The following is a 21,604-nucleotide window of genomic DNA, read 5'->3' on the forward strand; positions in this document are numbered from 1 at the left end:
ATACTGGTATGTGAGATTGTAAATCTACAAAAAATGAACTTTAGAAATGTTAAGGTATTTGTTAAATCAAGTTTCTATAAAAACAGTTTAAAAATCTATGTTCAAAATAGAATAAAATAAGAAGCCCCAACCAATAATTAAAAATAAACCTCCAAGCGGTGTAATTGGGCCTAAAAATGTTAATTTTTTGTTTTTTGCTGAAGAAATTACCAAGCCATAAATGCTAAACGAAAACAAGAGAACACCAAGTATAAAACTGTACACCATATATTTTTCTGAAGCCTTTTCTAAGTCGAAATTAAAACCAATAAGTAATAAAACGATAGCGTGATACATTTGGTACTTAACACCAGTTTCAAAGCTTTTTAATTGCTCTTTATTTAAAATTTTCTTTAATAAGTGAGCGCCAAAAGCGCCAAAAATAACAGCCAAGCCTCCTAAAATACTGGCAAAAAGCAAAGTGAATTGTATCATTGAATAGTTTAAGTATAGTTTTTACGAAACGCAGTATTAACAAAATAATAAAGTGCAATTATGCACTATTAACTAATTTAAAATTTTACGATTATGAAAAAAATAAAAGGAATTTTAGTATTCACAGTAATTGCTATGGGAGTGTTTTTTAGTACTACTTCAATAAATTCTAAAAAAGAAGATATGGATTTGGCAAGTTTAATGGCTGTTGAAACAGCTGATGCTAAATGGGCTTGGTTTGGCTGTGGTCAAGGAGGAGACCAGTGCGGAGGTAATTATAACTGTAAGTGGGTAATTGTAAGTAGTAATGCATGTAGTCCAAATCCTCACCCACAACAGTAGAGGTTAATTTAATCTAAAAAATTAAGGTAGGCTTTATATACCAAAGCCTACTTTTTAAAATCAAAACTAAATGAGAGTATTTTTAATAACAATAATAAGTCTATGTTTAATTTCTTGTAAAAAATCAAATCAAATAATAATAAGTAATAATATTAAAACATTTTCACAATTTCCAAAAGAGAGTAAAATAGCCTTTAAAAATTTAGTTGAATTTAAATTAGGGAATCCAAGGCAGATAAAAGTTATTGATTCTACTCTAATTCTTGGGAATTATGCAAGTGGTCAAGAATATTATTTACATAATTATTCGCTAAGTACAGGTAAATTTTCTATCCCATATATCCGTAAAGGTAGAGACAAAAATGAAATTATAGGCTTAGCAACAATTGGATTTTCTGATAATTATTTATGGCTAAATGATTTTACAGGTAAAAAGATGATGCTGATAGATAAAGATAAAGTAATTAAGGATAGTATAATTAATTTAGCAAAAATATCTTTTAATACAAATCGCAATTACCGCAGTATTTTAATTGATAATTTACAAATAATTGCTACTGGTAATAAAAAATCTAAATTCAAAGTGCAGATAATAGACCTAACTACTGGAAATATAAATGAAGAATTTGGCGAGCTTAAGTTTTTTTCTGAAGGATTACCTTTAGATATTATTAATCAAGCTACATATTCTCAAACGCTTATAAAACCAACAAAGGACAAGTTAGTTTTAGCTTATACACATACAGATATTATAGAAATCTTTGACTTAAAGACTAAAAAAAGTATTTCTCTACATGGACCAGAAAAATTTGATTCGACTTTTAAAATTTTTAGAAATGTATGGTTTGAAAATGAAAAAACAAGAGTTGCTTTTATAGATGGCACTGCTACCAACAAGTATATTTATTTATTATACTCAGGTAAAAATTTTTCTAATGAGAATGCATATAAAGGAAATTATCTATTTGTTTATGATTGGGATATGAATCCTATTAAAAAGGTAAAATTAGATATAGAAGTTTATCAAATATGTATTACCAATGATGATAAAACAATATATTCTTATGATGAAAATACAAAGCATATTGTATATGCTGATATTAATTAAGACTTTATGAAAAGAATTATTATAAAAAACTTTATGATACTGCTATGTGTTTTTAGTATCATATCTTGCCTGAAAAAATCAAATAAAGAGAAAGTTGATTCATTCAAAACCATAATTGATAATAATATTGGAAAAAAACTAATAGTTCCTGATAGTCTAGAATTATACCATCCTTTTCCTAGTTCTATTAATAACACAGTATTAAACACTGAATTAAAAATATATTCACATATAGACGCATCATGTGGAACATGCATAGAAACCCTTAACTTGGAATAATATAATTCCTGAATTAAGTAGAAAAGGTGTCCAAGTCATTTTAATTTGTTCTTCTGATAATAGATTTGAATTATTAAAATATTACTTTGAATCAAAGGAAATAGAAAATTTCAATTACCCTTTGTTTTTAGATTATAAAAATAATTTTATAGAAGAAAACAACTTTATGTTAGAGAGTAAAAATTTTGAGACAATTTTAACAGACAATAACGATAAAATTTTATTAATTGGAAACCCCACTTTTTCAATTAAAATAAAAGAGCTCTATTTTAAAGAAATTAAGAAATATAAAAATTAAATAAAACGATGAAAAAATTACGGACACTTTATTTTATCTTTTTTTCAATAATTATTCATTCTCAGATTACATTGCAATTTAAGGACACTATAAGCAACAAACCATCACCCTATATAATGGTTTTTAATGAAAACAAAGAAATAATAGGAACTTCAAATGTAATAGGAGAAATTTATTTAGAGAAAAACAATAAATTAACTGACAAAATATTTATTGAAAGTATTTTTTATGAAAAGAAAGAAATAGTAATAAATAAAGTAGAAGATAATAGTATTATTTTACTTAAACCTAAAGTAAATTTATTAGATGAGGTGGAAATTGATTATAAAAAAAAGTATATAGTATTAACAGCCTATTATAGAATTTATAATTCTAGAGATGATGTTTTAGTTTCTTTTGTTGATGCAGAAGTAAAGTATATCATTAAAAAGAATTCTATACAGAAAAAAGTCCTTAATTTTAGAATATTTGATGTAGCTTCTAAAGATGAGAAAATTAATCCTTATTGGGTTGATAAGTTAAAAAAAACATCTTTATTTGAAACATTAAATTCAAAATTTCACTTAATTAAAGATGAAGAAAAGGGAGTTATTAATATTGTAGGTAAAAAAAATAATAAGGTCTATGGAACAATTAAGCCTGATTTTAATAATATAAATAACAAAAGCAATATAGTAATAGATATTACAAATGAAACTGACAAAATAATTGGAACTGCTAGAGAGGAATATAATAATGAAGAGTTGTTAAAAACAACTATCAAAGATTTAAAGTATTGGAGTAGAATAAATATACGAACGGTTACTCCTAAATACATAAAAATAGATTCAACATTAAAAGGGACAAAAAAAATGTTTAATAAAAGGGAGATTTTTATACAAAGCCTAGAATATGTTTCAAAAGAAGAATATAAAAAATTAAAGAAGAAAGGGTATAAAGATACTTCTGTCTCGCACTACACAAAAGAATTTTGGAAAAATTTAGAAATATTTACACCATTAGACCCTCTAATAGAAAAACAGTTAAATGAAATTTTAGTAGAGAGAAAGTAAATGTTATTTATATCTTCGGTTTTAGAACTACTGCTATTAATTACAGGGAGTATTGTTTTTATTTATATATATAGGACGGGTTTTTATATAATTAATAAGATTAAAAATAATATAGTAAGAAATGTAGTTAATACTTGTTTTTTGCTATTGTTTATACTTACCACTATCGTTAGTATAAAATTAGTTGCTTTTGATATTTATAAAATACCTAGTGTATCTATGGAAAACACGTTGTTTCCAGACGATATTATTTTAGTTGATAAATTAAAATATGGTGCTAGGTTACCTCGTTCTCCCTATGAGATTCCTTGGGTTAATTTAGTTTTTTATTTTAACGACAATGGGGGAAAAAGAATAAAAGAAAATTGGTGGACTTATAAAAGGATTTCTGGTTTAGAAAAAATTAAGCGGGGAGATGTTTTTGTTTTCAACACTGTATCAAATAAGTATGATATTCTCGTAAAGCGATGTGTCGCTTTAGCAGGAGATACCTTGAATATTAGAAACGGAAGAATTTATACTAATAATAAACTTTTTAATTCTCTTGATTCTGAAAAGAATAATTATAACTTCAAAATAACTAACAAAAAAAAGATATTTAACATAATCGACTCCTTAGCTTTAAATAATTATATATCAATTGATAATAAAATTAACTACGGAGTAGCAAACCTATCAAAGATTGAATTAGAAAAACTAAAGAAAACAAATTGTATCGATTCAATTACGATTCAAATAGATACTTTTAATATTGATAAAAAATTGTTTTTTAATTTGTCTAAAAAGTGGACATTAGATAATATGGGACCTTTTGTTATCCCTAAAAAAGGTATGAAAATTAATTTAAACCCAGAAACTTTTTCATTATATCGAGGTGCTATAAATAGTTCTGAAAATTATTTAATAAAAGAGATTGATGGTATCTATTATATAAATAATAATAAAATTAGCACTTATACATTTAAGCAAAATTATTATTTTATGCTGGGAGATAATAGAAAGTATAGTATAGACTCACGTTTTTGGGGATTTATACCAGAATCTAATATTATTGGAAAAGTACAATGTGTGTTATTTTCAAATTATCAATCTAATTTTCAATGGGGTCGCTTGTTTAAAAGTGTAAATTAGTTTTAGCCTATAGCAGATCTCAGTGCTAGGCTGTATAGAATATAACAGTTTTAATAGGTAAATAAATGTGTTCATACAAAATTCAAATTGACTTCTTCCCTAACAGGTTTATAATTGAATAAGTCAAATCTTGAACAAAATGGTGAAATTAAGAATTAAAACGAAAACTGAGCAGTACGGAAAACTAAATTACAACAAATCCTTCGTAACTAATAAAAGTAACAATTACAGTTATATACTTTCGGCTAAAACGTTGTTTGATAAATTTCCAACAATAGAAATATCAAAATAAAACGTTCAATCAAAAAAACACCTATCAAATTGCCAATACAACGCTATCTTATAAAAAGGAAGATAGCGCTTGGAGTTTTAAAATAAATGCTCAGAATTTATTTAATGTGCAATTTAAACAGCAAAATAGTTTTTCATCGTATATAATATCAGATTCAAAAACCTATATTTTACCAAGAATAATAATGGTATCTATTGGGTATAATTTATAAACATTTCAAATTAGAATTATTTTTTATAAATAAGTACAATATAAATTACATAATGTTATTAATAATTAACAATTACATCTTAATTGTAACTATTAAGGGTATTTCTATTTGCGAATAGAAACAAATAACTCACATTTGCATTGTATTTAAAAATAAAATTATGTGTGGAATAGTTTGTTCATTTGATTTAAAACAAAAATCAGAAATTCTAAGACCTAAGTTGTTAGAAATGTCAAAAAAAATACGTCATCGTGGTCCGGATTGGAGTGGTATTTACGCTGATGAAAAAGCAATATTAGCTCATGAGCGTTTGGCAATTGTTGATCCTGCTTCAGGAAAACAACCATTGTTTAGTGAAGATGGTAAACTGGTGTTAGCGGCAAATGGTGAAATATACAATCATAGAGAATTGCGTAAGCAATTTGAAGGAACATATAATTTTCAAACAGCATCTGATTGTGAAGTTATTTTAGCTTTATACAAAGAAAAAGGTACAGATTTTTTAGATGAATTAAATGGTATTTTTGGTTTTGCATTATACGATGCTGAAAATGACGAATACTTTATAGCGCGTGACCATATGGGAATTATTCCTTTATATATGGGTTGGGATGAACATGGTACTTTTTATGTAGCTTCAGAATTAAAAGCGCTGGAAGGTGTTTGTGCTAAGATTGAGTTATTTCCTCCAGGTCATTTTTTATCTAGTAAAGATGGGAAATTAACAAAATGGTATAGTAGAGATTGGATGGAGTATAAAGCAGTAAAAGACAACCAAACTAGTATTGATGAGTTACATGATGCGTTGGAAGCTGCGGTTCACCGTCAGTTAATGTCTGATGTGCCTTATGGAGTGCTACTTTCAGGAGGCTTAGATTCGTCTGTAACTTCAGCCATTGCAAAAAAATATGCCGAAAAAAGAATAGAAAGTGGTGATACGCAAGATGCTTGGTGGCCACAATTGCACTCGTTTTCTGTTGGTTTAGAAGGTTCACCAGATTTAGCAGCAGCACAATTGGTAGCTGACCATATTGGTACGGTTCATCATGAAATTAAATTTACCATTCAAGAAGGTTTAGATGCTATTAAAGATGTGATTTATAATTTAGAAACGTACGATATTACAACTATTAGAGCTTCCACACCAATGTATTTAATGGCACGTGTTATTAAATCTATGGGAGTTAAAATGGTACTTTCTGGTGAAGGAGCCGATGAACTGTTTGGAGGCTATTTATATTTCCATAAAGCACCTAATGCTGAGGAATTTCATAAAGAAACGGTGCGTAAATTAAGCAAATTACATATGTACGATTGTTTACGAGCTAATAAAAGTTTAGCTTCTTGGGGAATTGAAGGACGTGTGCCATTTTTAGACAAAGAATTTATAGATGTTGCAATGCGAATAAATCCTCATGATAAAATGATTAATGGTGAACGTATGGAAAAATGGGTAATCCGTAAAGCATTTGAAAAATATTTACCAAAAAGTGTAGCTTGGCGTCAAAAAGAACAATTTTCAGATGGTGTTGGTTATAGCTGGATTGATACGTTAAAGGAAGTGGTTGATAAAGAAGTAACAGATGAACAGTTGGCAAATGCTAAATATAAATTTCCAATTCAAACACCAACTAGTAAAGAAGAATATTATTATCGTTCTATTTTCAGTACTCATTTCCCTTCAGATACGGCAGCTTGGAGCGTACCTCAAGAGGCTTCAGTTGCTTGTAGTACAAAAATAGCGTTAGAATGGGATGAAAGTTTTAAAAATATGAACGATCCGTCAGGTAGAGCCGTTGCAAATGTTCATGATGATGCGTATTAAAATAATGTTAACTAAAATTTGAATTTAGAAAATCTGGTTTACGCCAGATTTTTTTATTTAAAATGTAAAGGATAATTTAGAAATGTAGAACTTACATATCTAACCATTTTTTAAACTCAGACGCTTTGTTTTTACTAATAATAATTGAGTTATTAGAAGTAGGTGTCGTTTTTATTTTTAGTTGATTATTACCATACCTTAAAATTTCATCAATACCTTTTGCCGAAAGAACAAATTGTCTATTGGCTCTAAAAAATAAAGTCTTATCCAAGCTGGCATAAAGTTCATCTAAACTTGAATTACTTGTATATTTTTTCCCGTTTAAACAACATATTGTTGTTATTGAATGTTCCGTATTAATAAATGATATTTCATCAACTTTTATTGAGATTAGCTTATCCTTTAAATAGGTTAAAATTCTTTTTTTAGGTGTGGTTGAATCATCTTTATCACTCAAACCCAAACTATCATCTTCAATTTTTTTACTAATTTTATCTTTATAATTAGATAAATTTAAGTTTAATTTGGAAAGTGCATTTATTTCTTCTGCTAGTTTTTCATTTTTTAATTCCAATTCTTTTTCATAAAAACTACCTAAAAACCGTACAATACTTAAGGAAAGTAAAATAATAATAATACCTGTTAATATATATATTATAGAAAAATTAAGTTGAAGTTTTTTAATTTGTTTTTCAATTTCATTGATGTTTGCATGTGCTGCAATAATCCAATCTGAATTTTTTACAGGATATAAATAAATAATTTCAGAATTACGATCACTATTATTAAAATTTCTTACACCTCCTTGTTGTTTTTTTGTTTTAGTAGATTGTAAAAATCTTCTGTGTTTATTTCATCATTTAGGGGTTTTACAAATGACTCATTTGGATTTGTTTGTTTACCTATTTTTTGAGGATTAGGATGACATATTTCAATACCTGACCAATCAAACATACACACAAAACCAGATTCTGTACTTGTACCTTCAATACTATTCTGAACATTTCTTATAATAACATCTTTAGGTACATTATTTTCTATTTGGTATGAAACTAATTTAGCAAACTCGCGTGCTTCACGTTTACTAGATTGTATCTGAATTTCTAGAAATTGATTGGTACTAACTCTAACCAAATAATTCATACTAAAATATCCAATAACAAATACAATAACTGAAAGACCTAATAAAGTATATAGAAAAAGGTTGTCTTTTTTCAAAACAGATTAAGTTTTAAGTCTAATATTTCCTCTTAAGAGGTCATTTTTCCCCTTTGGCATTATTTCATTTTTTAAAAAAGGTATTGAGAAGTTTATTTGCATCAAATTTAATTATAATATCTATAACTTATGAAAAAAACATTTTTATTATTAGTATCAATTGTTTTATTGCAAAGTTGCAATAAAGATAATGAAGAGACATTACAGCTTCCAACTGAAAATACAGTTAGGTTAGCAACTAATGCAACATTGGGTAAAATATTAACAGATTCAGAAGGGAAATCTCTTTACTTCTTTTCAAAAGACACGAAAGAAACTTCTGTATGTCTAGATGGTTGTAGAGATATTTGGCCTGTTTTTTATGCAGAAAATTTAACTATTGACAGTGGATTAGATCTTGCAGATTTCGCAACAATAACTCGTACCGATGGTGTTAAACAAACTACTTATAAAGGATGGCCTTTATACTATTTTTCTAATGACAATGCAATTGGAGATACAAATGGAGATAAAGTAAACAATGTTTGGTATGTTGCAAAACCAGATTATTCGTTAATGTATGTGAATGCTCAATTAGTAGGGCACGATGCTAAAAATTACACAAGTAATTATACTGAAGGAGATGGAAGTACATCTTATATTACAGATATTGATGGCAGAACATTGTATACATTTAGTCACGATACTAACAATACCAATAACTTCACAAATTCAGATTTTTCAAATAACGGAGTTTGGCCAATAGCAGAAATTAGTTTAGATCAAATACCAAGTAATTTAAATGTAAGTGATTTTGGAACCATTGATGTGTTTGGTAAAACTCAATTAACTTACAAAGGGTGGCCTTTATATTATTTTGGACAAGATGCAGTAAGAGGCGACAATAAAGGAATTAGTTTTCCTGCGCCAGGAGTTTGGCCAATTGCTAATATAGATACACCAACAGCACCTACAAATTAAATTTTTGATTGTTCATTAACTAAAGATTACGGTTAATTAGTAACCGTAATCTTTTTAATCATTATAATTTATGAAACAAACTATTTTATATCTGTCATTTCTTTTTTTGGTCGTATTCTTTATTTCTTGTGAAAATAATGTTGAAGAAACTATGGAAGATTTGGTAGTAAGTGAATGCAATTCAGCCATTTCTTTTAGTGAACAAATAAAACCTATTATTGATACAAATTGTCTTCAATGCCATAATGGAAATCAGTTTCCAGATTTAAGAACTTATCAGTCTATAAAAAATTTCGCTGCTATCATTAAAGAAGAAACACAAACAAGACGAATGCCATTAGGTGGTAGTTTAACTACTGATGAAATTAAAGCTATTGCTTGTTGGATTGATAGCGGTTCATTAAATAATTAAAATTAAAACTATATGAAAAGTAGATATCTTAAAATAGCCATAGGGTTGTTTTTAATAATAGTAATTGCTTTTATCTTTGGAATAAATCAATATAATAAACCTCACGTTAATGTTAGAGATTCAAAAGTTAATTACGTTTTTACACCAAAGAAACTCGTAGAGGAATATCTTCAAAATGAAATGGCAGCAACCAAAAAATATGCTGACCAAATACTTCAAATTGAAGGAGATTCCTATAGTATTTCAACCCTAAAAGGGAATAGTGTAATTACCTTCAAAGATACAACTTCAGAATCGAGTATAATTTGTCATCTTCAGCCTGAAGAAAATAATAAAATTTTAAAACTTAAAAAAGATCAATACATTACTGTTAAAGGCATTTGTACAGGTTACTTGTTAGATGTTGTTATGGTAGAATGTGTTTTGGTTGATTATAAAATATGAAAATACTATACACCTTAATTTTTACTTTACTCGTTATTAGTCAAGTAAAATCTCAAGATAAATTTATTACTAAAACAGGCTATGTGTCTTTTTTCTCACATTCATTAGTTGAAGATATAAAAGCAGAAAACAACCAAGGTTTAAGTATTATTGATACAAAAACTGGTGAAATTGTTGTGCAACTTTTAATGCGTTCATTTATGTTTAAAAAATCTTTAATGCAAGAGCATTTTAATGAAAATTACATTGAATCGGATACCTATCCTAAAGCCATATTTAAGGGCAAAATATTAAATTATAATCAATTAGTTAATGAAAATTCAGATGCTGAAATAGAAGGCACTCTTTTTGTTCACGGTAAAGAAAAAGAAATAAAAATAAAAGTTAAAGCTCATAAAATTTCAGAGGAAATAATTATTAGTGGTGATTTTAAGGTTGAAGTAGCCGATTTTGATATAAAAATCCCAAGAATTGTGGTTAACAATATAGCTAAAATTGTAAAAGTTTCATTTGAGTTTCATTACACACCTTATAAATAAACAGCATGAAAAAAATAGTAGTAGTTGTTTTTGCTATTGGATTAAATTTTAGTGGATTTTCACAAGACTTATCATCTATTTTAGAACAAGAAACAGCAAATAAAACAACCATAGTTACTGCAACCTTTAAAGGACCCAGATTACTCAATGGACACTCAATTGAAACTCGAAAAAAAGGAATTTTTGAATTTTTGATCTCTCATAGATTTGGAAGAATTAATTCAGGAGCTTATAATTTATTTGGGTTAGATCAATCAAATATAAGATTTGGGTTTGAATATGCTTTGTTTGATAATTTAACGGTTGCTTTTGGTAGAAGTTCTTTTGAAAAAACATACGATGGTTACCTTAAGTACAGATTAATAAAACAAAAAACAGGTAAAAATTCTTTTCCGTTTAGCGTAACATTTTTTGGAAGTGCTACTGAGAAAACATTAAAAGATTATGCTCCTAACAATAAGCCAACATTTACAAATAGATTAACATATACAAGTCAGTTTTTAATTGCTATAAAAATCAACTCTAATCTTTCATTTCAATTTTCACCTACTTATATTCATTTTAATACTGTTAGAAAAATAGAAGATTCAAATGATATTTTTTCACTTGGTTTTGGTGGTCGTATGAAAATAAGTAAAAGAATTTCAATTAATGGGGAGTATTATTATAATCTAGATCCATTTAAATCCATAAATTCTCAAAATAGTTTGGGACTAGGAATTGATATTGAAACTGGAGGACATGTTTTTCAATTAATAGTTACGAATTCAAGAGCAATGATTGAAAAAGGTTTTATTACTGAAACTACAGGGAATTTCTTTAAAGGTGATATCCATTTTGGTTTTAATGTTTCAAGAGCATTTTAAATATAAATAATTAAATATATTAAGTATGAAAAAAATAAAAATTATAGTATTATTAGCATTTATTCTAATGACATCATGTGCTAAAAAATCGAATTATCATTTGGTGTCAAAAGTTCCAGATTTAATAATGCCTAAAAATGGATTGAAGTTTAAAGAAATAGAAGATTACAAAAATTATAAAATTGTAGCTACACATTTTAGAACAGACAAAAATGAATTACGATATGTTTTAGTCAATGAAATTGCATTTAAACCATTTACGAATAATGAAATACTACCTGAGGGAAGTAAAATTGTAAAGATTGGTTGGAAAGTTAAAAAGATGTCCAATTTTGGTGTTGCTTTGGAATCTGACAGTTTACAACGTATAGAATACATGATTAAAGATTCAAAGAGGTTTAAAGACAATCCAGGTAATTGGGGTTATGCACGATTTGTAAAAGAAAATAACAAATATAAAAGCTGGGGCAAAGGCACTGTAAGTTGTATAGCTTGCCACAATCTTTCAAAGGGTAATAATTTTGTTTTCACAAAATATCAAAAGGTGTTCTAATTTTTCACGCCAACTCAAAAGCATTGAAAATTAAAATAACTTAGGCTAGATGCTCCAAAATATTTTGGTCTGTTTTAAGTTACATAAAGAAGGTTTTTATTTAAAAAGTTGCTTTTTTAAGAAATATATTTTCGCTTTTGATTACTTTAGAAGTAGAAAATTTATCGAATTAAAAGGGGTTATTAAATTTCATTTTCTGTTAATTTGTGAATAAAATGTATTTTTGCTGAAAATTACTAAATGCTATTAAAAGAAACCCAAGAAACATTACGTTCTACACTTAAAAAATATTTTGGATACGATGATTTTCGTGAACATCAACAAGAAATTATTGAATCGGTACTTTCCAAAAAAGATAATTTAGTAATTATGCCAACAGGTGGTGGTAAATCCATTTGTTTCCAATTACCAGCAATTCTTTTTGAAGGTGTTACTTTGGTAATTTCGCCATTAATTGCCTTAATGAAAGATCAAGTTGACGGTTTAAATGCCAATGGAATACCAGCCAATTTTTTCAATAGCAGTCAAGAAAGTCAAGAACAACATGCTATTTTTGAGAAAGTAATTCATAAAGAAATAAAACTGTTGTATGTGGCTCCTGAAAGTTTATCGCTATTAGATAATATTTTAAATGAAGAATTTATTAGTTGTGTTGCTATTGATGAAGCACATTGTATATCTTCTTGGGGACACGATTTTAGACCTTCCTATCAGCAGTTAGGTTTTTTAAAAACTACACTACCTAATACACCAATTATTGCACTAACAGCAACGGCAGATAAAGCAACACGACAAGATATTTTAAAACAATTAAACATTCCAAAAGCAACACGATTTTTAACCTCTTTTGATCGAGAAAATATAACGTTAGAAGTACGTCCCGCAAATGATAGAGTGTTACAAATCATAAAATTTATTCGTAAAAAACCAAATGAAGCAGGTATTATTTATTGTCTAAGTCGGAAATCTACAGAACAATTAGCTTCAAAACTACAACAAAACGGAATTAAAGCAGCCGCGTACCACGCAGGTTTAAATTTTGCAGAACGTACCAAAACGCAAGAAGATTTTATTTATGATAAAGTAGAAGTAGTTTGTGCAACAGTTGCCTTTGGAATGGGGATTGATAAATCGAACGTTCGTTGGGTAATTCATTACAATATGCCTAAAAATATTGAAGGTTATTATCAGGAGATTGGACGTTGCGGAAGAGATGGATTAAAAGCGAATGCACTATTATTTCATAGTTATTCGGATGTAATTCAACTTCGGAAATTTGCTAGTGGCGCTAGTAATGAAGAGGTTCAAATAGCAAAATTAGAACGTATGAAGCAATTTTCTGAAGCAACCACGTGCCGAAGAAAAATTTTGTTAAGTTATTTTGGAGAATTGTTGGCTACAAACTGTGGTAATTGCGATGTTTGTAAAAATCCACCGCAGTTTTTTAACGGTACTATTATTGCTCAAAAAGCACTTTCAGTAATTACACGATTGAAAGAATCTGAGGCTATAGGAACGGTAATTGATGTGTTAAGAGGGGCAAATAATGCAACTATTATAGATAAACAATACGATAAATTAAAATCGCATGGAATAGGAAGTGATATTTCTTGGAGAGATTGGCAGCAGTATTTAATTCAGTTAACCAATCAAGGCTATTGCGAAATTGCTTTTCATAAAAATAATGCATTGCGTTTAACCAGTTTTTCAAAAAAAGTATTGTTTGAAAATGAAGTTGTGAATTTAACTCGCCCAATTGAGTATAAAGAACAAGTAAAAGTTCAAAAAGAAATAAAAGCTAAGAAACCTAAAAAAGACACCTTATTTGAACGTTTAAGAAAATTGCGTCAAGAAATTGCATTGGCTGAAAATATCCCGGCGTATTTGGTTTTTAGCGATGCTACATTAAAAGAAATGGAACGAGCAATACCAATGTGTGAAAGTGATTTTATAGATATTAGCGGTGTTGGACAACGAAAATTAGAAGTGTATGGAGAAGATTTTATTGCTGAAATAGTCTCCTTTTCTAATGAAAAAATAAGTACTCGAAAACAAAATAACACGAACAAAGTAACCTACCAATTGTATAAAGAAGGTTTGTCAATTGATGAAATTGCAGCAAAGCGAAATTTAAAATCTACCACAATTTTTTCACATTTGGCAAAAGCCTATACAGATGGTAAAGATATAGATATTTATAAGTTTGTGACTAAAGATGAAGTTGAGAAAATTAGAAATGCAAAGGGAGAACTAAAAAACCCACCAGCATTAAAACCTTATTTTGAACATTTTAATGGAGAATTAGCGTATTTTAAAATACGATTAGCTTTATCAATTATTGACAAATAGAATTAATTTATAGAGGTTAGTAGATAGTTTCATACGATTAATTTAATAAATTCTATTTGTTTGTGTCAGGTCGAGCGCAGTCGAGAACTATTTATGTATGATATAGTTCTCGACTGCGCTCGAACAGACAAATTATTTTACATTATACTTTTTATATTCAGTGTTTTACCATTTCAAATTTATATGTAGTTATCTACTGACTTCAATTAATTTATTCAAAAACTTAGTTAAATTCTTAGTTTTATGTTAAACTTTTCTCAATAATGAAGGTTTAAAGGAATTTAATAGTTTTTAATTCCAAAAAATAATTATTTTTACCATTCACTATATCTAATTTAGAATAATTATAAATAACATATGCCCCGAATAGAGAGTCAAAAGAAATCGAAAATAAAGTTGCTTCATCAATATTATTCTTATACGGGGTTTTATAAGTTTATATTGAACAGCATTAAAAAGGCAATTACTCCCATACTTTTTTTGGTTATAATTTTAATTGTTTTTAATAATTATATTTATAATATCAATGATGGGCTAGAAATAGTAACCACCACTTTTTCTACTCTAGCTATTTTCTTAATGTTTTTTGTATCAGAAACAATTTTGGGGCTAATTCCGCCAGAAATTTTTATTGCTTGGTCTAAAAAAACAAGTACACCTATAGTTAACTTAGCGTTATTGGCAACGCTCTCTTATATTGGAGGGGTACTTTCTTATTTTATTGGAAAAGCGATACTGAAAGTAAGAGTTGTAAAAGAGTATTTTGAAAATAAAATGCATAAACAATTAAAAAACACTAGTAAATGGGGTGGATTTTTAATTGTAGTTGGGGCATTACTTCCAATTCCGTTTTCAATAACATGTTTGGCAGCTGGTATGATTAAATATCCACTTAAAGGTGTTTTGTTATTTGGTTTATTAAGGTTTGTTCGTTTTACCATATATGGTGTAGCAATTTTTAATATAGTTAGTAATTAGGAACGGATGAAACAATTTTCAGATGGTGTTGGTTATAGTTATATTGATACGTTAAAAGTAATGGTAGATGAATAATTAGTAAATGCTAAATTTAAATTCCCAATTCAAATATCAACTAGCAAAGAAGAATATTATTCTCATTCTATTTTTAGTACGTGTTTTCCTTCAGTTGCTTGTGGTATCAAAAATAGCTTTAAAATGGGATGAAGCTTTTAAGAATATGAATAATTCGCCAGGTTGAGAGGTTGCAGATGTTCATGGTGATGCGTATTAAAGCTTATTTTAAATATTTAGCACAAAAAAATAGTGTATTTCACAAGGTTGTTTGTTTTATGAATTAATAGTTAAAAAAGTTAAATTTTTATAAAAAGAACATTTTATTTTGTATTTATTTAATTTTATTTAAATTAGCGAAACCTAATCAAATAATTTAATAAAAAACACTTTTTATGAAGACACAAACTTTATTCACAAAATTTTCATTTTTAACATTATTTTTAGTATCAATTCTTATTGTAATTACTAGTTGCGTTAGTGAGAACGAAGATGCTAATATTACAGATGCAACATCTTTAGCTCAATACACTTCAACTCCGATAGATGGACAGTATGTTATTGTATTTAATAATAATTATGCAGGTAAATCAGCTATTACAAAAAGTTTAAGCTATAAAGCCAAAACGGAGATGTTAAAATCTGAAATACCTACTAATTTTGCAGCAGCTAAAATTACAAATGAAAATATTATAAATACTTTTGGTTTTGCACTTAATGGATTTTCAGCTAAATTAACAGAAAGTCAATTGGCAATATTAAAAAAAGATAATCGAATTAAAAGTATTGAACAAGATCAAATGATTACTTTGTCTCCAATAAATGCATACATAGGGAAACCAGGAAGTGGTGGAGGAACTCCGCCAGCTCAAGAAATACCTTGGGGCATTACTAGAGTTGGAGGAGGAGCAGCTTATTCAGGTGGGGCAACTGCTTGGATTATTGATACGGGTATAGATTTAGATCACCCAGAATTAAATGTAGATGTTGCAAGAAGTATTTCTTTTTTAACAGGTTCACCAGCTAACAAAAGTCCAGAAGATCAAAACGGACATGGTACGCATGTTGCAGGTACAGTTGCTGCAATTGATAATGCTATTGGTGTTGTTGGCGTAGCTCCAGGAGCAACTGTAGTTGCAGTTCGTGTTTTAGACCGAAGAGGTAGTGGGTCAACATCTGGTGTAATTTCAGGAATAGATTACGTTGCTGCAAATGGTCAGGTTGGAGATGCTGCTAATATGAGTTTAGGAGGAGGTGTTTCAACCGCTTTAGACGATGCTGTTATTGCAGCAGCAGCTACAGGTGTTAAATTTGCATTAGCTGCTGGTAATGAATCTACAGATGCTAACAGTAGTTCTCCAGGGAGAGCTAACGGGCCAAATATCTATACAATTTCAGCAATGGATGTAAATGATAATTTTGCTTCTTTCTCAAATTATGGCAATCCTCCAATTGAATTTTGTGCACCAGGTGTATCAATTTTATCTACTTGGAAAGATGGTGGTTATAATACAATAAGTGGTACATCTATGGCAACACCACATGTTTGTGGGTTGTTATTGTTAGGAAATGTAAATTCTGATGGAACTGTAAATGGAGATCCTGATGGAAACCCAGATGCGATAGCTCATAACTAATATTTAGAAATAATATATTTAAAAACCGTCTATAATATGCATAGACGGTTTTTTTTAAGAAATAAGCTAAAGAGAAATTAAAATTAAAGATGTACACTTTTGACTATAGGATTGTTTTCTACAATATTAGATAAAACAATATGCGTTTTTGTTTCTCCATAATTAATTAATTGATCTATAAATTGTTGGAGGTGTTGTTGATTTTTTAATACAACTTCCATAAAAATATTTTCATTTCCTGTAATTCTATAACAATTAATAACCTCATTAAATTCTTTTACTTTTTCCATAAAAGGTTTTAATCTGCCCATAAATACTCTTAAAGTTATAATTGCTTTTAGCTGATGGTTAGTTTTAAAATAAGAAACCTTAGTGAAATAGCCTTCAATAATTCCAAAATCTTCCATCTTGTGAATACGTTCTGAAACAGCAGGTGAAGTTATGCCTACTTTTCGAGCAATTTCTGTATTTGTTTGTCTAGCATTTTGTTGTAAACAATGTAAGATGCTCCAATTAATATCGTCTAATTTCATAAATTAAAATTTTAGTAGATAAATATATCATATTTTAAATAAAATTAACAGTTTTACTTTAAAAATTAAATATAAATTCTCTTTTTACTAAGTAATTTTGTATAAAATAACTTTAAAGTATGTTTACCTCATCACAGCATAATATCAATCATTCACGTATCTACAAAAAAGCGTTAGATATTTTTAATTTGTCACGTCGTATTGCATCGTATATTACGGATGATAAAGACATGATTTCTATGTATAGATCTGGAAATAAAACAGATAATTATGCAGATAATTTGGTAATGAATGCTTTCAGATTAGTTCCTAAAGTTGTAGAGACAGAAATTCAAGAAAACCCTAGATTAAAATTAAAATATGCGAAGTCACTTAGGTATTTTATTGATATTTTGAATCAAGATTGTTTAAAACTAGAGCTTACCATTACCCATGGAAAAGATTTTGTTAAACTACTTAGAAAGGAGTTGAAAAAACTTCGTAAAATACATAGTCAATATGTAAATTCTATGTTATAGGTTAGCTACATATTTCTTCTGTATTGACCACCAACTTTAAACAGTGCTTCTGTAATTTGACCAATAGAACAAACTTTACAAGCTTCCATTAATTGTTCAAAAACATTTTCGTTATTAATGGCTTTTTGTTTTAATAAAGTAAGTTGTTTTTCAACATTTTTAGCATTGCCTTTATTTAAGTTTTTAACAACTGTAATTTGGTATTTCTTTTCTTCTTCGGTTGCTCTAATTACTTCTTGAGGTAAAATAGTTGGAGAGCCCTTGCTACTTAAAAAAGTATTAACTCCAATTATTGGAAATTCTCCAGTGTGTTTTAAGGTTTCATAATACAAACTTTCTTCTTGTATTTTACTTCGTTGATACATTGTTTCCATTGCACCTAAAACACCACCTCGTTCTGTAATTCTATCAAATTCAATGTATATAGCTTCTTCTACCAAATCGGTTAATTCTTCAATAATAAAAGCACCTTGAATTGGATTTTCGTTTTTAGTCAATCCTAATTCTTTATTAATAATGAGCTGAATTGCCATAGCGCGTCTAACACTTTCTTCAGTTGGAGTAGTAATAGCTTCATCATAGGCATTGGTATGCAAACTGTTACAATTATCGTAAATCGCATACAAAGCTTGTAATGTGGTACGGATGTCATTAAAATCAATTTCCTGCGCATGTAAACTTCTACCAGAGGTTTGAATGTGATATTTCAGCATTTGAGCTCTCGAATTTGCTGCGTACTTATTTTTCATAGCTTTAGCCCAAATTTTTCTAGCAACTCTACCAATAACAGCGTATTCTGGATCTATCCCATTTGAAAAGAAGAACGATAAATTTGGACCAAACTTGTCAATGTCCATTCCTCTTGATAAATAATATTCCACGTACGTAAATCCGTTAGCTAAGGTAAAAGCCAATTGAGAAATAGGATTCGCACCAGCTTCGGCAATATGATAACCTGAAATAGAGACAGAATAAAAATTACGAATTTTATTTTCTATAAAATATTCCTGAACATCACCCATTAAACGCAAGGCAAATTCAGTGGAGAAAATACACGTATTTTGAGCCTGATCTTCTTTTAAAATATCTGCCTGAACTGTTCCACGAACTTTTGCAATAGTTTCAGTTTTAATTTTTTGATACACTTCTTTTGGTAAAATTTGATCTCCAGTTACTCCGAGTAATAATAATCCCAATCCGTTATTCCCTTCCGGAAGTTTTCCTTGATATTTTGGGCGATCAACATCTTTTTTATTGAAAATGGATTTTATTTTGGCTTCAGTTTCTTTTTCTAAATGATGTTGAATAATATATTTTTCACATTCCTGATCAATAGCAGCATTCATAAAAAAACCGAGCATCATTGGAGCAGGGCCATTAATAGTCATTGAAACAGAGGTCATAGGATTGGTTAATTCAAATCCTGAATATAATTTTTTAGCATCGTCTAAACAGCAAATAGAAACCCCAGCATTTCCAATTTTACCATAAATATCAGGTCTAATATCAGGGTCATTCCCATATAATGTTACTGAATCAAAAGCGGTTGATAAACGTTTTGCAGGCATTCCTAAACTTACGTAATGAAATCGCCTGTTGGTACGTTCTGGGCCACCTTCACCAGCAAACATTCGGGTTGGATCTTCTCCTGTGCGTTTAAAAGGGAACAAACCAGCAGTATACGGAAATTCTCCAGGTACATTTTCTTCTAAATTCCAAAGTAAAATATCGCCCCATGCTTCATATTTTGGTAAAGCTATTTTAGGAATTTGCAAGTGTGAAAGTGATTCGCTATGTGTTTTTATATTGATTTCTTTATCGCGGACTTTATAAGAATATATGTCGTTTTTATATGCTTGTTTTTTTGCCTCCCAATTTAAAATGATATTCCAGTTGTGTGGGTTTAAATCAATTTTAACACGAGAGAATTCTTTAAATAATAAAGCTATTAATTCTTTTTTTTCTTCATTTTTGACTTGTTTCAGAAATTCATTTTCATTCAAGCCAATTTCATTTAAAAGAGATTGTTTCGTTTCACTCGCAATGACATTTCCAACAGAGCAAATAGTTTTATAAATTCCATACAATTTTTGAGCAATTTCTTTTTGACTTAAAGCTGTTTTGGTATAATTTCTATTGTTCTCGGTAATTTCAGATAAATAACGTGTCCGATTTGGCGGAATAATGTGTTGTTTTTCCTGTAGTTTGTATTGAGCATGGAAAGTGCTTTTAAAATTAGCGCTTGTTTTTTCGTTTAAATTTTTTATTAAAACACTATATAATTCATTAGTTCCAGGGTCATTAAATTGTGAAGCTGTTGTGCCATAAACTGGCATGTCTTCAACATTTTTATCGAATAAATTATGATTGCGTTGGTATTGTTTTTTAACATCACGAAGGGCATCTAAAGCGCCACGTTTGTCAAATTTATTAAGAGCAATAATATCGGCAAAATCAATCATGTCAATTTTCTCCAATTGGGTTGCGGCACCATATTCAGGAGTCATTACATATAGCGAAACGTCAGAATAATCTAATATTTCAGTATCACTTTGTCCAATACCAGAAGTTTCCAGCAAAATTAAATCGTAACCAGCAACTTTTAAAATATCAATAGCATCACTTACGTGTTTAGATAAAGCTACATTTGACTCTCTTGTTGCCAAGGAGCGCATGTAAACTCTATTGTTATTAATGGCGTTCATTCTAATTCTATCACCTAATAATGCACCACCAGTTTTTCGTTTTGAAGGATCAACAGAAATAATTCCAAGTGTTTTGGATGGGAAATCAACTAAAAAACGGCGTACAATTTCGTCAACAGTAGATGATTTTCCTGAGCCGCCAGTTCCTGTAATTCCTAAAACTGGAATTTTAGAATGGGATGCAATATTTCTAACCCCACTAAGAAAAGCCTTATGTTTTGAAGTGTAATTTTCTGCTGCAGAGATAGCGTGTGCTATTTGAGTAGTATCTTTGTTTTTTAAATTGGAAGGTTTGAAATTTATAGTTTTACCTGTTGGAAAATCACATTTTTCAACCATGTCGTTAATCATACCTTGCAACCCCATTGCTCTACCATCATCTGGAGAATAAATACGCGTAATCCCATAATTTGTTAAATCTTTGATTTCTTCAGGAAGAATAACGCCGCCTCCGCCACCAAATATTTTTATTTGTGGAGCTCCTTTTTCTTGCAATAAATCATGCATATATTTAAAATACTCATTATGACCTCCTTGGTAAGAGGTCATGGCAATGGCATTGGCATCTTCTTGAATAGCACAGTTTACTACTTCTTCAACACTTCTATCATGACCTAAATGGATGACTTCAACACCAGTAGATTGAATAATTCTTCTCATAATATTAATAGCAGCATCATGGCCATCAAATAATGAAGCAGCAGTTACAATTCGTACTTTATTTTTAGGTTTGTAAGGTGTTATTTTTTCCATATATTTATAAAATTCAATGCTTGCAATTTAACCAAAATTTATAAGTATAATTATGACTATTGTTAGCTACTTT

The 21,604-nt window shown here is 28.9% G+C and carries 20 protein-coding genes and 1 pseudogene; 16 read left to right on the forward strand and 5 right to left on the reverse strand.

The genetic code is table 11. The annotated features are described in order from the left end of the window. Positions 1-87 precede the first annotated feature (87 nt). Positions 88-474 (reverse strand): DUF423 domain-containing protein, encoded by a 387-nt coding sequence (locus Lupro_RS11645; RefSeq protein WP_068210485.1) that lies wholly within the window; start codon positions 472-474, stop codon positions 88-90. A gap of 93 nt (positions 475-567) precedes the next feature. Here Lupro_RS11645 and Lupro_RS11650 point away from each other — a divergent pair, with 93 nt between their 5' ends. The 5 genes from Lupro_RS11650 to asnB (Lupro_RS11670) all read left to right on the forward strand — a co-directional run bounded on the left by Lupro_RS11650 (position 568) and on the right by asnB (Lupro_RS11670) (position 7,012). After that, entirely contained in the window at positions 568-816 is a 249-nt protein-coding gene (locus tag Lupro_RS11650) for a hypothetical protein (RefSeq protein WP_068210487.1), read from the forward strand. Positions 817-886: 70 nt separating this feature from the next. Then, a complete protein-coding gene (locus Lupro_RS11655) occupies positions 887-1,924 on the forward strand; it encodes a BF3164 family lipoprotein (RefSeq protein ID WP_068210490.1) in 1,038 nt (345 codons plus the stop codon). Between the two features lie 585 nt (positions 1,925-2,509). Next, on the forward strand, positions 2,510-3,553 hold the full coding sequence (locus tag Lupro_RS11660; protein WP_144439145.1) for a hypothetical protein: 1,044 nt from the start codon (positions 2,510-2,512) through the stop codon (positions 3,551-3,553). Then, positions 3,554-4,684, forward strand: a complete 1,131-nt coding sequence (gene lepB / locus Lupro_RS11665) for a signal peptidase I (protein WP_068210494.1) — start codon at positions 3,554-3,556, stop codon at positions 4,682-4,684. It begins immediately after the preceding gene. Between the two features lie 663 nt (positions 4,685-5,347). Then, the gene (asnB, locus tag Lupro_RS11670) at positions 5,348-7,012 is read left to right on the forward strand and encodes an asparagine synthase B (protein WP_068210497.1); all 1,665 of its coding nucleotides are present in this window, start codon (positions 5,348-5,350) and stop codon (positions 7,010-7,012) included. A 91-nt stretch (positions 7,013-7,103) separates the two neighbouring features. Here the strand turns inward: asnB (Lupro_RS11670) and Lupro_RS11675 are convergent, their stop codons facing one another. Both Lupro_RS11675 and Lupro_RS11680 read right to left on the reverse strand, forming a co-directional pair. Further along, positions 7,104-7,586 carry a LytR/AlgR family response regulator transcription factor gene (locus tag Lupro_RS11675; protein ID WP_068210501.1) on the reverse strand — a complete coding sequence of 161 codons (483 nt, stop codon included), beginning with the start codon at positions 7,584-7,586 and terminating at the stop codon, positions 7,104-7,106. Between the two features lie 221 nt (positions 7,587-7,807). Then, positions 7,808-8,230 (reverse strand): hypothetical protein, encoded by a 423-nt coding sequence (locus Lupro_RS11680; RefSeq protein ID WP_144439146.1) that lies wholly within the window; start codon positions 8,228-8,230, stop codon positions 7,808-7,810. Positions 8,231-8,359: 129 nt separating this feature from the next. On the opposite strand from Lupro_RS11680, the gene Lupro_RS11685 reads away from it, so the two are divergent. The 10 genes and pseudogenes from Lupro_RS11685 to Lupro_RS11725 all read left to right on the forward strand — a co-directional run bounded on the left by Lupro_RS11685 (position 8,360) and on the right by Lupro_RS11725 (position 17,022). Then, positions 8,360-9,190: a hypothetical protein gene (locus Lupro_RS11685; protein ID WP_068210512.1), complete on the forward strand. Its 831-nt coding sequence runs from the start codon at positions 8,360-8,362 to the stop codon at positions 9,188-9,190. A gap of 70 nt (positions 9,191-9,260) precedes the next feature. After that, on the forward strand, positions 9,261-9,602 hold the full coding sequence (locus tag Lupro_RS11690) for a c-type cytochrome (RefSeq protein ID WP_068210515.1): 342 nt from the start codon (positions 9,261-9,263) through the stop codon (positions 9,600-9,602). A gap of 12 nt (positions 9,603-9,614) precedes the next feature. Next, positions 9,615-10,046, forward strand: a complete 432-nt coding sequence (locus tag Lupro_RS11695; RefSeq protein WP_068210519.1) for an OB-fold protein — start codon at positions 9,615-9,617, stop codon at positions 10,044-10,046. After that, entirely contained in the window at positions 10,043-10,585 is a 543-nt protein-coding gene (locus Lupro_RS11700) for a YceI family protein (protein WP_068210522.1), read from the forward strand. Before Lupro_RS11695 ends, Lupro_RS11700 begins: the two co-directional genes overlap by 4 nt. A gap of 5 nt (positions 10,586-10,590) precedes the next feature. Beyond that, entirely contained in the window at positions 10,591-11,451 is an 861-nt protein-coding gene (locus tag Lupro_RS11705) for a DUF5777 family beta-barrel protein (RefSeq protein WP_068210525.1), read from the forward strand. A 25-nt stretch (positions 11,452-11,476) separates the two neighbouring features. After that, a complete protein-coding gene (locus Lupro_RS11710; RefSeq protein WP_068210528.1) occupies positions 11,477-12,004 on the forward strand; it encodes a cytochrome P460 family protein in 528 nt (175 codons plus the stop codon). A gap of 240 nt (positions 12,005-12,244) precedes the next feature. Next, positions 12,245-14,353, forward strand: a complete 2,109-nt coding sequence (gene recQ / locus Lupro_RS11715) for a DNA helicase RecQ (RefSeq protein WP_068210533.1) — start codon at positions 12,245-12,247, stop codon at positions 14,351-14,353. A 357-nt stretch (positions 14,354-14,710) separates the two neighbouring features. Continuing rightward, positions 14,711-15,331: a YqaA family protein gene (locus tag Lupro_RS11720; RefSeq protein WP_099092401.1), complete on the forward strand. Its 621-nt coding sequence runs from the start codon at positions 14,711-14,713 to the stop codon at positions 15,329-15,331. Positions 15,332-15,340: 9 nt separating this feature from the next. Continuing rightward, positions 15,341-15,572: pseudogene (gene asnB / locus Lupro_RS13765) on the forward strand (asparagine synthase B); the annotation flags it as partial. Between the two features lie 208 nt (positions 15,573-15,780). Continuing rightward, entirely contained in the window at positions 15,781-17,022 is a 1,242-nt protein-coding gene (locus Lupro_RS11725) for a S8 family peptidase (RefSeq protein ID WP_068210536.1), read from the forward strand. Positions 17,023-17,105: 83 nt separating this feature from the next. Here the strand turns inward: Lupro_RS11725 and Lupro_RS11730 are convergent, their stop codons facing one another. Then, positions 17,106-17,555, reverse strand: coding sequence for an Lrp/AsnC family transcriptional regulator (locus tag Lupro_RS11730; RefSeq protein ID WP_068210539.1), 450 nt, complete (start codon positions 17,553-17,555; stop codon positions 17,106-17,108). Positions 17,556-17,674: 119 nt separating this feature from the next. On the opposite strand from Lupro_RS11730, the gene Lupro_RS11735 reads away from it, so the two are divergent. Further along, on the forward strand, positions 17,675-18,073 hold the full coding sequence (locus tag Lupro_RS11735) for a hypothetical protein (RefSeq protein ID WP_068210543.1): 399 nt from the start codon (positions 17,675-17,677) through the stop codon (positions 18,071-18,073). Positions 18,074-18,078: 5 nt separating this feature from the next. Here Lupro_RS11735 and Lupro_RS11740 read toward each other — a convergent pair whose 3' ends face one another. After that, positions 18,079-21,531 carry a methylmalonyl-CoA mutase family protein gene (locus Lupro_RS11740; RefSeq protein WP_068210547.1) on the reverse strand — a complete coding sequence of 1,151 codons (3,453 nt, stop codon included), beginning with the start codon at positions 21,529-21,531 and terminating at the stop codon, positions 18,079-18,081. Positions 21,532-21,604 lie beyond the last annotated feature (73 nt).

This window comes from Lutibacter profundi, from assembly GCF_001543325.1.
GTDB classification, from domain to species: Bacteria; Bacteroidota; Bacteroidia; order Flavobacteriales; family Flavobacteriaceae; genus Lutibacter; species Lutibacter profundi.

Coding starts and splice junctions, on each gene's coding strand:
- Lupro_RS11695 (WP_068210519.1), top strand. CDS start 9,615: ATGAAAAGTAGATATCTTAAAATAGCCATAGGGTTGTTTTTAATAATA.
- Lupro_RS11660 (WP_144439145.1), top strand. CDS start 2,510: ATGAAAAAATTACGGACACTTTATTTTATCTTTTTTTCAATAATTATT.
- Lupro_RS11730 (WP_068210539.1), bottom strand. CDS start 17,555: ATGAAATTAGACGATATTAATTGGAGCATCTTACATTGTTTACAACAA.
- Lupro_RS11735 (WP_068210543.1), top strand. CDS start 17,675: ATGTTTACCTCATCACAGCATAATATCAATCATTCACGTATCTACAAA.
- asnB (WP_068210497.1), top strand. CDS start 5,348: ATGTGTGGAATAGTTTGTTCATTTGATTTAAAACAAAAATCAGAAATT.
- Lupro_RS11725 (WP_068210536.1), top strand. CDS start 15,781: ATGAAGACACAAACTTTATTCACAAAATTTTCATTTTTAACATTATTT.
- Lupro_RS11740 (WP_068210547.1), bottom strand. CDS start 21,531: ATGGAAAAAATAACACCTTACAAACCTAAAAATAAAGTACGAATTGTA.
- Lupro_RS11650 (WP_068210487.1), top strand. CDS start 568: ATGAAAAAAATAAAAGGAATTTTAGTATTCACAGTAATTGCTATGGGA.
- Lupro_RS11705 (WP_068210525.1), top strand. CDS start 10,591: ATGAAAAAAATAGTAGTAGTTGTTTTTGCTATTGGATTAAATTTTAGT.
- Lupro_RS11720 (WP_099092401.1), top strand. CDS start 14,711: ATGCCCCGAATAGAGAGTCAAAAGAAATCGAAAATAAAGTTGCTTCAT.
- Lupro_RS11690 (WP_068210515.1), top strand. CDS start 9,261: ATGAAACAAACTATTTTATATCTGTCATTTCTTTTTTTGGTCGTATTC.
- Lupro_RS11700 (WP_068210522.1), top strand. CDS start 10,043: ATGAAAATACTATACACCTTAATTTTTACTTTACTCGTTATTAGTCAA.
- recQ (WP_068210533.1), top strand. CDS start 12,245: ATGCTATTAAAAGAAACCCAAGAAACATTACGTTCTACACTTAAAAAA.
- lepB (WP_068210494.1), top strand. CDS start 3,554: ATGTTATTTATATCTTCGGTTTTAGAACTACTGCTATTAATTACAGGG.
- Lupro_RS11710 (WP_068210528.1), top strand. CDS start 11,477: ATGAAAAAAATAAAAATTATAGTATTATTAGCATTTATTCTAATGACA.
- Lupro_RS11685 (WP_068210512.1), top strand. CDS start 8,360: ATGAAAAAAACATTTTTATTATTAGTATCAATTGTTTTATTGCAAAGT.
- Lupro_RS11655 (WP_068210490.1), top strand. CDS start 887: ATGAGAGTATTTTTAATAACAATAATAAGTCTATGTTTAATTTCTTGT.
- Lupro_RS11645 (WP_068210485.1), bottom strand. CDS start 474: ATGATACAATTCACTTTGCTTTTTGCCAGTATTTTAGGAGGCTTGGCT.